Here is a 13,754-nt window from a genome sequence, read left to right as displayed (position 1 = left end):
GCCATGGCCCCCCGTCCTTCCCCCCGCTTCTTCCTGCTGGCCTGCGCCGCCGTGCTGGCCCTGGGATCGGTCTCGCTCTCGGTGCAGTCGGCCGGCATCGTCAAGGTCAAGCGCGAGTACCGGGAGTTCCCGCCGGCTCCGGCGCGCCAGCCCCGGAGCCTGGCCGAGACCAAGTCCGCCGGCTGCGTCACCTGCCACGAGAAGACCGACCAGCCCACCATGCATGCCAATCCCGGGGTGGTGCTGGGCTGCGCCGACTGCCATGGCGGCGATCCTGCCGTGCGCCGCGGCAGCGAGGCGCCGGGCAGCGCGGCTTACACGGCACTGAAGGAGGCGGCCCACGTGCTGCCCGCCGACATCGGCACCTTCGGCCATGGGCCGGGCAATCCCCCCCATTCCATGGCGCGCTGGACCCAGGAGCACCCGGCCTATGTGCGCTTCGTGAACCCGGGCGATCTTCGGGTGGCCCGCGAGGCCTGCGGGGCCTGCCATCTGCCCATCATCCAGGCCCAGGAGCGCAGCCTGATGTCGACCTCGGCCATGCTCTGGGGCGGCGCGGCGTACAACAACGGCATCCTGCCCTACAAGGTCTACACCCTCGGCGAGGCCTACACCCGCGAGGGCGAGCCGGCCATGCTGAAGAACCCGGTGGATGCCAGCGATCCGGCGCTCGCCGCGCGCGGCGTGCTGCCGGCCCTGTACCCGCTGCCGGCCTGGGAGACCGTGCCGCCGGCCGATGTGTTCCGGGTCTTCGAACGCGGCGGCCGGGTCATCAACTCCACCTTCCCCGAGATCGGCCTGCCCAACGTGCTGGGCTTCCTGCAGCGCCTCGACGAGCCGGGCCGGCCGGACCTGCGGCAGTCGAACCGCGGCCCCGGCACCGGCAACCGGGTGGCGGTGCCGGTGATCAACCTCACCAAGACCCGCCTCAACGACCCGCACCTGTGGATGCTGGGCACCAACGACAACCCGGGCGACTACCGCAGCTCGGGCTGCACCGCCTGCCATACCGTGTATGCCAACGACCGCGATCCCAGGCATTCCGGACCCTACGCGGTGCACGGCAACCGCGGTTTCACCGCCACCCTCGACCCGACGATCCCGAAGGACAGGAGCGGCAGCCCGATCCAGCATGCCTTCACCCGGGCCATTCCCTCCTCGCAGTGCATGGTCTGCCACATGCACCAGCCGAACATCTACGTGAACTCGTTCTACGGCTATGTGCAGACCGACTACGAGGCCGATGCCGAGGCGCTCTGGCCCGAGCAGCAGCGTTACCCCAGCGCCGCCGAGATCCGCGCCATCAACCTGCGCAACCCCGAGGAGGCGGCGATTCGCGGTAAGTGGTCGGATCCCGAATACCTTGCCGAGATCTCGCGCCTCAACCCCACGCTGAAGCACACCCAGTTCGCCGACTACCACGGCCATGGCTGGGTATTCCGCGCCGTGTTCAAACGCGACCGCCAGGGCAACCTGCTCGATGCCGAGGGCCGGGTGGTGGCGAACGACGACCCGGAGAAGTTCAAGAAGGCCGTGCACCTGTCCTCGATCCACCTCGACAAGGGCATGCACTGCGTGGACTGCCATTTTGCGCAGGACATGCATGGCAATGGCCACATCTATGGCGAGGTGGCGGCGGCGATCGAGATCACCTGCGCCGACTGCCACGGCACGGCCAGGCGCTATCCCACCCTCACCACCTCCGGCCCGGCGGCCCGCCCCGGCGGCATGGACCTCTCGCTGCTGCGCACCCCGGATGGCCGGCCGCGCTTCGAATGGCGCGATGGCGCGCTCTACCAGCGCTCGGCCCTGTACCCCGATCTCGAGTGGAAGGTGAGCCTGACCCGGGACTCGGTGAACCCGGCCAGCCCCGAGTACAACGAGAAGGCGGCGCGGGCCAAGCTGATGCCGGCCGGGGAGGCCGGGCGGCGCGGCGAATGGAATGCTGCCGCCGCCTTCGCCAATGCCTCCGACATGGCGCTGGCGCATGGCGAGGAGAAGATGGAGTGCTTCACCTGCCATCTTTCCTGGACCACGAGCTGCGCCGGCTGCCATTTGCCGATCCAGGCCAACTGGAAGACCGAGCGCAACCACTACGAGGGCGGCGAGACGCGCAACTACGCCACCTACAACGTGCAGGTGGTGCGCGACGACGTGTTCCAGCTCGGCCTGCACGGCACGGTGAAGGGCAACCGCATCGCTCCGATCCGCTCCAGCTCGGCCCTGGTGCTGAGCTCGCAGAACATCAACCGCGAGCGCATCTACATCCAGCAGCCGCCGGTGGCGGCGAGTGGTTACTCCTCGCAGGCCTTCGCCCCCCACTACCCGCATACCGAGCGGCTCACCGAGACCAAGCAGTGCGAGGACTGCCATGTCTCGGTGAACGAGGACAACAACGCCATCATGGCCCAGCTGCTCTTGCAGGGCACCAACTTCGTCAACTTCGTCGGCGCTTATGCCATGGTGGGCGAGGAGCGCCACGTCGAGGGAATCGGCGTGACCGAGCTCGACGAGCCGCAGGCGGTGATCGGCAGCTACCTGCAGCGCATGGCCTACCCGGACTTCTTCCGCCAGCACCAGGAACGCGGGCGGCAGCTGCGCGAAGCCTACGGCATCGGTAGCGACGGCCCGGCGAACTGCGTGCAGCTGCGCGGCGAGTACCTCTATGTCGCCGAGGGACGGGGCGGGTTCCGGGTGTACGACGCCGCCTCGCTGCCGAACAAGGGCTTCTCGCAGCGGATCATCCGCGCGCCCTTCTCGCCGCTGGGGCACGACGCCCATGTGCCCTCGAAGAACGCCACCTGCATGGCCCTGCCCACCAACCAGCCCGTCGCCCCCTTCAAGAACCAGGGCGAGCTGATGCGGGTCACCAACCAGGAACAGCCCTTCCACCCGATCTACCACTACGCCTTCATCATCGATGCCGAGGAAGGCCTGATCGTGGTGAACGTGGACACCTTCGCCGACGGCGAGCCGCGCAACAACTTCCTCCGCCGCGCCGCCACCTGGAACGAGGGCGGGGTGCTCACCGGGGCCCGGCACATCGTGGTGGCCGGGCATTACGCCTATGTCACCACCCCGCGCGGGGTGCAGATCGTCGATCTCGACGACCCCGTCAGGCCCCGGGCCAAGGCCTTCCTGCCGCTGGAGGACGCCCGCGCCACCGCGGTGCAGTTCCGCTACCTCTTCATCACCGCGGGCAGTGGCCTGCATGTCGCCGACATCACCGACATGGGGGCGCCCCGCCTCCTGCCGGCCTCGGTGCCGATGCGCGATGCCCGCCGCGTCTACGTGGCCCGCACCTATGCCTATGTGGCGGCAGGCGAGGAGGGGCTGGCGATCGTGGACGTGACCCGGCCGGTACAGCCGCGCCTGCTCACCCGCTTCACTGCCGAAGGCGCGATCAACGATGCCCGCGACGTGGTGGTGGCTTCCACCAATGCCTCGCTCTTCGCCTACGTGGCCGATGGCCGCAACGGCCTGCGGGTGATCCAGCTCACCTCGCCGGAGAGCCAGCCGAACTTCTACGGCTTCTCGCCCGAGCCGCGGCCCGAGCTGATCGCCAGCCGCGCCACCCGCAGCCCGGCCCTCGCGCTCTCCAAGGGACTCGACCGCGACCGGGCGGTGGACGAGACCGGCGGGCAGATCGCCGTGTTCGGCCGCCTCGGCTCGCGGCCCTTCACCCTGCGTGAGATGCAGAAGCTCTACCTCAACCCGGACGGCACGGTCTGGCGCGTGAGCAATACGCCCGGCACGCCGTCGCCCGCCGCTGCCGCCAGCGCCTCCGGAGGTCGCCCATGAGCCCCCGTCCCGTGGCCGCCCTCGGCCTGCTCGCCGCCTTCGTCTCCCTCGCCGCAAGCGCCGCCGCCGGGCCCGGCTGGAGCGCCGAGGACGAGGCGCGGCGTGCCCGGCTCGCCGCCACCGCTCCGATGCCCGACCTGATGCCGGCAAAGAGCCTGGGCGTGGTGAACTGCGCCAGCAGCACCTGCCATGGCAGCGTGCTGGCCTGGGACGACGTGGTGCTGCACAACGAGTACACCACCTGGGCGCGGCTCGACCGCCATGCCCGCGCCTATGCCACCCTGCTGAAGCCGGAGAGCGTGGCGATTGCCCGCAAGCTCGGGCTGCCGAAACCGGCGCACGAGTCGCGCGAGTGCCTGGCCTGCCACGCCTATGCGCCGGCGGCCGAGTTCCAGGGCGAACGCTTCCTCGTGAGTGATGGCATCTCCTGCGAGGGTTGCCATGGGCCGGCCGAGCCCTGGGTCGCCGCCCACACCGCGCCGGAGGCCACGCATGGCGCCAACCTCGCCAATGGCCTCTACCCGACCTCCGATCCGGTGGGGCAGGCGAGGCTCTGCACCTCCTGCCATGTCGGCGATGCCGATCGCTGGGTCACCCACCGCATCATGGGCGCCGGGCACCCGCGTCTCGGCTTCGAGGTGGGCACCTTCGCCGCCCTGCAGCCCCCGCACTACGCCATCGATGCCGACTGGATCCGGCGCAAGGGCGCGTTCTCGCCCGGGCGGGTCTGGGCCCTGGGACAGCTGTTCGGCGCCCGGGCCCTGCTGGAGCGCCTGGCGCATCCGGTGCACGGGCGCGACGGGCTGTTCCCGGAGCTCTCGGTGTTCGACTGCCATGCCTGCCACAAGCCGATGGGTAGCAACCGCTGGTCGCCCCGGCTGGGCGTGGGGCCGGGCGTGGTGCGGGTCAACGACGGCCATCTGCTGATGCTGCGGGCGATCACCGAGGCCGTGGCCCCGGACGAGGCGGCGGCCTTCCGCAACGAGGTGCGGGCCCTGCATCTCGCGGTCTCGGGTGGGCAGGGCGATCCCCAGGCGGCCTTGAAGCGCGTCCTCTCGCGCCTCGACGGCCTCGTGCCGAGCCTGCGCGAACAGGCCTTCGACGCACCGCAGATGCGTGCGGTACTGCAGCGCCTGATCGCCATCGGCCGCAGCGGCGAGTACAGCGATTATGCCGGCGCCGAGCAGGCCTACATGGCGATCGCGCCGCTCCTGGAGCATCTGGCCGCCGAGGGCCAGCTCGCCGAGCCCGAGGCCCTGCGGCCGCTGCTCGCCCGGGCCCGCGCCACCCTGGCCTCGGAAGACGATTACCGCGCCGAGCGCTTCCGTGCCGCGCTCGACGCCCTGGCCGCCGCCCTGCGCGCGCCGGCCGCAACGGAGGGCTGAGCCATGGCCGTGCGTGCCCACGACCGCCCCGCGGAGTTCGACATCGTGATCATCGGCGCCGGCCCGGCCGGGCTGTCCGCCGCCTCCCGTGCCGCGGCCCGCGGCAACCGCTACGTGCTGCTCGAGGCCGCTCCGCATCCGTCCGACACCATCTTCAAGTACCAGAAGGGAAAGCACGTGATGGCCGAGCCGGGCTTCCTGCCGCTGCGCAGCGGCATGAGCTTCGCCGCCGGCAAGCGCGAGACCGTGCTCGCCACCTGGAACGCCGAGATCGCGGCGCAGCGGATCGACATCCGCCACGGCAAGCGGGTGAATGCCATCGACCGCCATGCCGAGGGGCCGCCTTTCACCGTGCGCTGCGAGGACGGCAGCCAGTACACCACCCGCAACGTCATCCTCGCCATCGGCCTGCAGGGCAATGTGCGCAAGATGGGGGTACCCGGCGAGGACCACCCCAACGTGCAGTACACGCTCTCCGATCCGGACGAGTACGAGGGCGAGACCATCGTGGTGGTCGGCGCCGGCGATGCCGGCATCGAGAACGCCATGGGCCTGGCGCCGAAGAACCGCGTGCACCTGATGAACCGGCAGGAGGAGTTCACGGTCTGCAAGGACGCCAACCGCGATGCCGCGCAGGCCATGGAGCGGGCGGGCAGGCTGCGGATCTGGCACTCGGCCTTCGCCGCCCGGGTCGAGCCGCTGCCGCCCGGCGCGGCGGAGGAGGGCGGGGCGCGGCCGCCGGTGCTCAACTTCGTCTTCAACGGCAAGGTGGGCGAGCAGTCGATCGCCTGCCACCGCATCATCGTGCGCGCCGGCGCCATCCCGCCGCGCAAGCTGGTGGAGAGTTTCGGGGTGCAGTTCCCGAACGCCGACCCGGCGGCCATCCCGGTGCTTTCCGAAACCTATGAATCCACGGTGCCGGGCCTGTTCGTGGTGGGGGCCCTGGGCGGCTATCCGCTGATCAAGCAGGCCATGAACCAGGGCCACGAGGTGGTGGATACCATCAACGGCGACGTGGTCGAACCGGTGGACGAGCCGCTGCTGCGCGAGCGCCTCGCTCCCTGGCGCCCGGGCGTGCCGGTGCCGCAGGTGGTGGAGGAACTCGGCCGCCACCCGATCATGGGGGCGCTGACCAAGCTCCAGCGCCGCGAGCTTTTGCTGGAAAGCACGGTGCACGTGCTGTCCCCCGGCGCCCTGGTATTCCGCAAGAACGATTACTCCAACAGCTTCTACTCGATCATCGAGGGGAGCGTGCAGGTGGAGGTGGATGGCGAGGACGGCGCGCCGCGCGTCATCGGCCTCGGTGCCGGCCGCTTCTTCGGCGAGATGGGCCTGCTCTCGGGCCGCCGCCGCACCGCCACGGTGGTGGCAGCCACCGACTGCGTGCTGGTGGAAACCCCGCGCCGCACCATGCTGAAGCTCATCAGTGCCTCGGAGGCCCTGCGCGAGCGCATCGACCATGCATTCGTGCGCAATGCGGTGATGCAGTACATCGGCCCCGTGCTCGGGGTGGACGATCTCGAGGACCTGATCGAGACCGGGGTGCAGTTGCGCCGCTACAACGCCGGCCAGGTGCTGTTCCGCGAGGGCGATCCCGCCGATGGCCTGTACCTGATCCGGCGCGGGTCGGTGGCGGTCTCGAAGCGGATGGGAGGCGAGGAGCGGGTGCTGGCCTATGTCAGTGCCGGCAACTACGTGGGCGAGATGGCGATGCTCGACGGCGGGCCGCGTACCGCCACCGTCACCGCCTCGGTGCTCACCGAGGCCCTGGTGTTCGAGAGCACCCGCATCCGCCGCCTGATCGCCGCCACCCCGGCGCTGCGGCAGACGCTCGAGGCCATCATGATGGCCCGCACCGAGCACAACATCGCCGCCGAGCAGGACGTGGCGGATGGCAGTGCGCTCTCGCGCTTCCTGCTCAGGCAGGGCGTGGGCGATGCCTCCGACATCCTGGTGATCGACGAGGCCCTGTGCGTGCAGTGCAACAACTGCGAGACCGCCTGCGCCGAGTCGCATGGCGGCACCTCGCGGCTGAAACGCGAGGCCGGTGCCACCTTCGCCCGCATCCACCTGCCGGTGGCCTGCCGCCACTGCGAGAACCCGCACTGCATGAAGGACTGCCCGCCGGATGCGATCCGCCGCGGCCCTGCCGGCGAGGTCACGATCAGCGAGGCCTGCATCGGTTGCGGCAACTGCCAGCGCAACTGCCCCTATGGCGTGATCCAGATGGCCCCCGACCTGCCGCCGAAGCCCGGCGGCGGCCTGCTCTGGCTGCTGTTCGGCCTGGGCGCGGCGCCCGGCCGCCGCCAGCCGGAGGTGACGGGCGAGGTGCAGAAGAAGGCGGTGAAATGCGATCTGTGCACCGGCATCCAGGGCGGACCGCGCTGTGTCGAGGCCTGCCCCACCGGGGCCGCCACCCGCCAGTCGGCCGAGGTGCTGTTCCGCAAGGTGCGCCGGGCCGGGCTTTGAGCCTTCAGTCGCGCAGCCGCTTCTCGATCCGCACGAGGCCGGGCTCATCGCTGGGCAGGCGACGGAAGCCCAGCTGCTGGGCGAGGTGCAGCATGGCCGTGTTCTCCTGCAGCACGTCCCCGTGTACGGCCTCGAGCTGCTTGAGCCGTGCCCAGTGCAGCATGCGCCGCATCAGCAGGGTGCCGAGCCCCTGATGGGCGAGGAAGCGGGTGACGAGGATGGCGAACTCGGCCCGCCGCGTGCCCGGCTCGATCGCCGCCCGCACCACCGCGCCCACCAGCGCCTTGCCCGGCGGCTCCGGTTCTGCGGCCACCAGGGCGAACTGGGTACGCGGGTCGATGTGCGTGAGCTTGCGGGCCATGGCCTCGGAGAGGCTGGTGAGCGGGCGCAGGAAACGCATCCGCACCTCTTCCGGGGTGAGCAGGCTGAAGCCGATCCGCAGGGGCTCGGCATCGGCCGGGCAGATCGGCCGCAGCCAGAGCACCCGCCCGTCCTCGAGGCGGAGTTCCTCCTGCCAGGGTTTTCCCAGGGGACGGCGATGGATCACGCGGGCTCCTCTCATGGGCTCCGGCCAGGCCCAGCCTGAACCATCCCCGTGACGCGGTCGAGACCCCGGCAAGCCCCGGCTTGACCAATGTAATAGCGCGCTATTACATTTATTCGCCATGAAGCGCCGGACCCTGCCCGATTCCGCCCTTGCCGATGCCCCGGTACCGCTGGCGCCGGGGGTGGCCTCGCGTCTCGAGGGGCTGGTGGCGGCCCTTGCCAGCCTGCGTGGCCCGGAGGAGTTCCGCCGCTTCCTGATCGACCTGTGCACCCCGGCTGAGCTCGAGGCCATGGCCGACCGCTGGGCCGTGGTGCCGGAGCTTGCCGACGGGCGTGCCTACCGCGAGATCCACGAGCGCACCGGGGTGAGCGTGACCACCATCGGCCGCGTGGCGCGCTGCCTCGCCCTTGGCGCCGGCGGTTACCGCGTGGCCGCCGAGCGCCTGGGGCATCTGGCGCCCGGAGCGGCGCTGGCCGCGCCGCAGGCCGAGGCCGTGGCGCCGGCTATCCACGGCCCCGGCGACACCCACTGATCCTTCCCGTCTGCTTTCCCACGGAGCCCGCACCATGCGGACGCACGACCGCCTGCGTATCGCCATCCAGAAATCCGGACGCCTGTCCGAGCCCGCCCGCGACCTGCTCGCGCGTGCCGGACTGAGCTTCCGCGAGAGCCGCGACCGCCTGTTCTGCTATGGCGAGTCGCTGCCCATCGACCTCTTGCTGGTGCGCGACGACGACATCCCCGGCCTGATCGCCGAAGGGGTGTGCGACCTCGGCATCGTCGGCCTCAACGTGCTGGCCGAGCAGGACTGCGAGCGCCGCGCGAGGGGCGAGGGCGAGGCCTTCACCGTGTTGCGCCGGCTCGGCTTCGGCCGCTGCCGGCTTTCGGTGGCGGTGCCACAGGACTGGGACTGGCCGGGCCCGCAGCGGCTTTCCGGCCTGCGCTGCGCCACCAGCTATCCTGCGCTGCTCGCGAAGTGGCTGCGCGACGAGGGCGTGGAGGCCGAGCCGGTGCTGCTCTCCGGCTCGGTGGAGATCGCGCCGCGGCTGGGCAAGGCCGAGACCATCTGCGATCTCGTCTCCACCGGTGGCACGCTGGCGGCCAACCAGCTCAAGGAAGTGGCGGTGGTGCTGGAGAGCGAGGCGGTGCTGGCCGGACCCTCCAGGGCCTTCAACGACGAGCGCCAGGCCCTCGCCGACCTGCTGCTGCGACGGCTCGACGGCGTGCTCTCGGTGAAGGCGGCCAAGCTGCTGCTGCTGCAGGCCGAGCGCGGCGCGCTCGAGGGCCTGCTGAAGCTGCTGCCCGATGCCGATGCGCCCATCGTCACCCCGGTGGACGGCTCGGCCGACCGCGTGGCGGTGCAGGCCCTGTGCCGCACGGCGGTGACCTGGCAGCGCCTGGAGGACATGAAGAAGGCCGGCGCCCGCGCCCTGATGGTGCTGCCGGTCGAGCAGATGCTGGCCTGAGGATGCCCATGCAACGCCTGGACTGGACCCGACTCACCGAGGCCGAGCGCGCCGCCGCGCTGGCCCGCCCGCCCGCCACCGCCAGCGAGGAGCGCATCGCTGCCGTGCAGCGCATCCTTGCCCAGGTGCGCGCCGATGGCGATGGCGCCCTGCGCGCCCTGACCCGCCGCTTCGATGGCGTGGAACTCGCCGCCCTCGAGGTCGACGAGGCGGCCTTCGAGGCGGCAGAGCGGGCGCTCGACCCGGCGCTGAAGGCGGCGATGCAGGAGGCCAGGGAGCGGCTCGAGGCCTGGCACCGCGCCGGGGCGCCCGGCGAGTTCGAGATCGAGACCGCCCCCGGCGTGCGCTGTGGCCGGGTACTGCGGGCCATCGACACCGTGGGCCTGTACGTGCCGGCCGGCAGCGCGCCCCTGCCGTCCACGGCCCTGATGCTCGGTGTGCCGGCCATGATCGCCGGCTGCCGCGAGGTGGTGCTGTGCACCCCGCCGCGGCCCGACGGCAGCGCCGATCCTTCGGTGCTGGTGGCGGCGAGGCTCTGCGGCATCCGCCGGGTCTTCACCCTGGGCGGGGCGCAGGCCATTGCCGCCATGGCCTTCGGCACCGAAAGCGTGCCGCGCTGCGACAAGCTCTTCGGCCCCGGCAATCCCTGGGTGACCTTGGCGAAGTCGGCGGTCTCGGCGCTTCCCGACGGCCCGGCCATCGACATGCCCGCCGGTCCCTCCGAGGTGCTGGTGGTGGCCGATGCTGGGGCCAGCCCGCCCTTCATCGCCGCCGACCTCCTGGCGCAGGCCGAGCACGGGCCGGATTCGCAGGTGCTGCTGGTGACCGACAGCCCGAGCCTGGCCGCCGCGGTGGAGGCCGAGGTGCTGGCCCAGCTCGCCCGCCTGCCGCGCGAGGCCATCGCCACGCAGGCGCTGGCCTTCGCCCGGCTGATCGTGGTGCCCAGCCTCGAGGAGGCCTTCGCGCTCAGCAACCGCTACGGCCCCGAGCACCTGATCGTGCAGGTGCGCGAGCCGCGCGCCTGGCTCGGGCACATCACCTGCGCCGGTTCGATCTTCCTTGGCGACTACGCCCCGGAGTCGCTCGGCGACTACTGCTCGGGCACCAACCACGTGCTGCCCACCGGCGGCGCGGCGCGGGCCTGGAGCGGGGTCTCGGTGGCGAGCTTCCAGCGCAGCATCAGCGTGCAGCAGGTGAGCCGCGAGGGCCTTGCCGCGATCGGCCCCTGTGCCATCACCCTGGCCCGCGCCGAATCGCTCGAGGCGCATGCCCAGGCCGTGGTGCAGCGGCTCGAGGGGGCGGCATGAACGTGCTCGATCTCGTGCGCGCCGACCTGCGCGGCTTCGGCGGCTACGGCTCGGCGCGCAAGACCGGCCTGACCGGCCGCATCTGGCTCAATGCCAACGAGAGCCCCTGGCCCTCGCCGGCCGATCCGGGTCTGGGCCTCAACCGCTACCCCGAGCCGCAGCCCGCCGCCCTGCGGGCGCGGCTGGCGGCCCTCTACGGTGTGGCGCCGGAGGCCCTGCTGATGACCCGCGGCAGCGACGAGGGCATCGACCTGCTGACCCGTGCGCTGTGCCGCGCCGAGCGCGAGGCGGTGCTGGTGACGCCGCCGGTGTTCGGCATGTACGCGGTCTCGGCGCGGGTGCAGGGCGCGCCGCTGGTGGAAGTGCCGCTGGTGGACGAGGGCGGGGTTTTCCGCTTCGATGTCGAGGCGGTGCTGCGGGCAGTGGAACTCTCGGTGGCGAAGGCGCCGGTGAAGCTCATCCATGCCTGCTCGCCCGCCAACCCCACCGGCAGCGCCCTGCCGCTGGCGGCGATCGAGCGCCTGCTCGTCGGCCTTGCCGGCCGCGCGGTGCTGGTGGTGGACGAGGCCTATGCCGAGTACAGCACGCAGCCCAGCGCCATCGCCCTGCTCGGACGCTTTACGAACCTCGTGGTGCTGCGCACGCTCTCGAAGGCCTATGCCCTCGCCGGGGCGCGGCTCGGCATCACCCTGGCCGACCCGGCCCTGGTGCGGGTGCTCTCGGCGATCGCGCCGCCCTATCCGCTGGCGGCTCCGGCGGTGGCCCTGGCCCTCGAGGCGGTCTCGCCCGCGGCGGCGGACGAGGCGAAGCGCCGCGCCGGCCGCATCGTCGCCGAGCGCGAGCGTGTCGCCGCGGCGCTCGCGGCGCTACCCGCCGTGCGCCGGGTCTATGCCTCGGATGCCAACTACCTCCTCGTGCGCTTCGCCGATGCCGAGGCGGCCTTCCGCGCCCTGCTCGCGGCCGGGGTGGTGGTGCGCGACCAGCGCGCCCAGCCCGGCCTGCACGATGCCCTGCGTCTCACCATCGGCAGCCCGGAGGAGAACGAGGCCCTGCTGGCCGCGCTCGCCGCCCTGCCCGGAGTCGATTCCCCATGAGCCAGAAGATCCTGTTCATCGACCGCGACGGCGTGCTGATCGAGGAGCCCGCCGACGAGCAGATCGACGCCTTCGAGAAGTTCCGCCTGGTGCCGGGCTGCATCGCCGCCCTGCAGCGCCTGCGCGATGCCGGCTTTCAGTTCGTGATGGTGAGCAACCAGGACGGCCTCGGCACGCCCTCCTTCCCGCGCGAGGCCTTCGAAGGCCCGCAGCGCCTGCTGCTGCAGATCCTCGAATCGCAGGGCATCCGCTTCCGCGAGGTGCTGATCGACGAGAGCTTCGCCCACGAGGGTAAGCCCACCCGCAAGCCGGGCATCGGCCTCGTGATGCACTACCTGCGCGACCGCGGCATCGACCTCGAGGGCAGCGCCATGGTGGGCGACCGCGAGACCGACATGCAGTTCGCCGCCAATCTCGGCGTGCGCGGCTTCCGCCTGAAGGCCGGGCACTACGACTGGGCGGGCATCGCCCATGCGCTCACCGCCTCGCCGCGCACCGCCCGCGTCGAGCGCAGCACGAAGGAAACCCGGATCGTGGTCGACCTCGACCTCGACCGCGCCGCCGAGCCGGCCATCGCCACCGGCCATGGCTTCTTCGACCACATGCTGGAGCAGCTCGGCAAGCACGGCGGCTTCTCGCTGGCCGTGCGCTGCGCCGGCGACCTGCACGTGGACGAGCACCACACGGTGGAGGATTGCGCGCTGGCGATCGGCCAGGCCCTGCGGCAGGCGCTCGGCGACAAGCGTGGCATCGCCCGCTATGGCTTCACCCTGCCGATGGACGAGAGCCTGGCCTCGGCGGCGCTGGATGTCTCCGGCCGCCCCTGCTTCGTCTTCGAGGGCCAGTTCCCGCGCCCCGAGGTGGGCGGGCTCGCCACCGAGCTCGTGCCGCATTTCTTCCGCTCGCTCTGCGAGACCGCCGGCCTCGGCCTGCACCTCTCGGTGAAGGGCGAGAACACCCATCACATGGTGGAAGCCTGCTTCAAGGCAGCGGCCCGCGCCCTGCGCGAGGCCCTGCGCCGCGAGGGCAGCCAGCTTCCCAGCACCAAGGGCGTGCTGTGAGCCTCGATCCTGCGCGCATCCGCCTGGTGCTGCTGGATTCCGGCGGCAACAACCTGGGCTCGGTGCAGGCGGCCTTCGCCCGGCTCGGCATCGAGGCCCCGGTGAGCAGTGATGCGGCGCGCATCCGCGCCGCCACCCATGTGGTGCTGCCGGGGGTAGGGGCCGCCGGGCCGGCCATGCAGCGCCTGCGCGAGAACGGGCTGGACCGGCTGATCCCCACGCTCAGCCAGCCCCTGCTCGGCATCTGCGTCGGCATGCAGCTGTTGTTCGAGCAGTCGGCGGAGGGCGGGGTGGACTGCCTCGGCCTGCTGCCCGGCCGGGTGGAGCGCCTGCCCGAGGCCCCGGGCATCCGCGTGCCGCACATGGGCTGGAACCGGCTGGACGTGGCCCCCGCGGCGGCGGGGCATCCGCTGGTGCAGGGCCTCGACGGGCGCCGCGCCTACTTCGTGCACAGCTTCGCCGTGCGCGGGAGCGCCGATGCCCTTGCCACCTGCCACCACGGCCAGCCCTTCGTCGCCATCGCCGCCCGCGGCCGGGTGATGGGGGCGCAATGCCATCCCGAGCGTTCCGCCGCCGTCGGCGCGCGCCTGCTCGCCAACTTCCTTTCCCTGTGAGGCCGAGGCC

General features: G+C 71.7%; 10 protein-coding genes. 9 read left to right on the top strand and 1 reads right to left on the bottom strand.

Features of this window, described 5'->3' with window-relative positions:
- Positions 1–3 precede the first annotated feature (3 nt).
- The 3 genes from G408_RS13290 to G408_RS0105320 are packed head-to-tail and all read left to right on the top strand — an operon-like array spanning position 4 to position 7,655.
- Positions 4–3,801: an LVIVD repeat-containing protein gene (locus G408_RS13290; protein ID WP_051282642.1), complete on the top strand. Its 3,798-nt coding sequence runs from the start codon at positions 4–6 to the stop codon at positions 3,799–3,801.
- Complete coding sequence (locus tag G408_RS0105325) at positions 3,798–5,186, top strand: multiheme c-type cytochrome (RefSeq protein ID WP_084628073.1); 1,389 nt, start codon at positions 3,798–3,800, stop codon at positions 5,184–5,186. Before G408_RS13290 ends, G408_RS0105325 begins: the two co-directional genes overlap by 4 nt.
- A 3-nt stretch (positions 5,187–5,189) precedes the next feature.
- Positions 5,190–7,655 carry a cyclic nucleotide-binding domain-containing protein gene (locus tag G408_RS0105320; protein ID WP_051282641.1) on the top strand — a complete coding sequence of 822 codons (2,466 nt, stop codon included), beginning with the start codon at positions 5,190–5,192 and terminating at the stop codon, positions 7,653–7,655.
- A gap of 4 nt (positions 7,656–7,659) precedes the next feature.
- Here the strand turns inward: G408_RS0105320 and G408_RS0105315 are convergent, their stop codons facing one another.
- Complete coding sequence (locus G408_RS0105315) at positions 7,660–8,217, bottom strand: GNAT family N-acetyltransferase (RefSeq protein WP_037412309.1); 558 nt, start codon at positions 8,215–8,217, stop codon at positions 7,660–7,662.
- 103 nt (positions 8,218–8,320) lie between these two features.
- On the opposite strand from G408_RS0105315, the gene G408_RS13285 reads away from it, so the two are divergent.
- From G408_RS13285 to hisH, 6 genes are read left to right on the top strand one after another with little or no spacing between them, the layout of a single operon-like run.
- On the top strand, positions 8,321–8,734 hold the full coding sequence (locus tag G408_RS13285; RefSeq protein ID WP_211226648.1) for a YerC/YecD family TrpR-related protein: 414 nt from the start codon (positions 8,321–8,323) through the stop codon (positions 8,732–8,734).
- Between the two features lie 34 nt (positions 8,735–8,768).
- Positions 8,769–9,668: an ATP phosphoribosyltransferase gene (hisG, locus tag G408_RS0105305; protein WP_028770255.1), complete on the top strand. Its 900-nt coding sequence runs from the start codon at positions 8,769–8,771 to the stop codon at positions 9,666–9,668.
- Between the two features lie 8 nt (positions 9,669–9,676).
- On the top strand, positions 9,677–10,975 hold the full coding sequence (gene hisD, locus G408_RS0105300; RefSeq protein WP_028770254.1) for a histidinol dehydrogenase: 1,299 nt from the start codon (positions 9,677–9,679) through the stop codon (positions 10,973–10,975).
- The gene (hisC, locus tag G408_RS0105295) at positions 10,972–12,069 is read left to right on the top strand and encodes a histidinol-phosphate transaminase (RefSeq protein WP_028770253.1); all 1,098 of its coding nucleotides are present in this window, start codon (positions 10,972–10,974) and stop codon (positions 12,067–12,069) included. Before hisD ends, hisC begins: the two co-directional genes overlap by 4 nt.
- Complete coding sequence (gene hisB, locus G408_RS0105290; RefSeq protein ID WP_028770252.1) at positions 12,066–13,130, top strand: bifunctional histidinol-phosphatase/imidazoleglycerol-phosphate dehydratase HisB; 1,065 nt, start codon at positions 12,066–12,068, stop codon at positions 13,128–13,130. The genes hisC and hisB overlap by 4 nt, the downstream gene beginning before the upstream one ends.
- The gene (gene hisH / locus G408_RS0105285; RefSeq protein WP_342664910.1) at positions 13,127–13,744 is read left to right on the top strand and encodes an imidazole glycerol phosphate synthase subunit HisH; all 618 of its coding nucleotides are present in this window, start codon (positions 13,127–13,129) and stop codon (positions 13,742–13,744) included. The genes hisB and hisH overlap by 4 nt, the downstream gene beginning before the upstream one ends.
- The last annotated feature ends 10 nt before the right edge of the window (positions 13,745–13,754 follow it).

Origin of the sequence: Silanimonas lenta DSM 16282 (assembly GCF_000429065.1) — a bacterium.
Taxonomy (GTDB): domain Bacteria; phylum Pseudomonadota; class Gammaproteobacteria; order Xanthomonadales; family Xanthomonadaceae; genus Silanimonas; species Silanimonas lenta.
The sequence above is the reverse complement of the archived record's forward strand: the minus strand, read 5'-3'. Positions and strand labels throughout refer to the sequence as shown.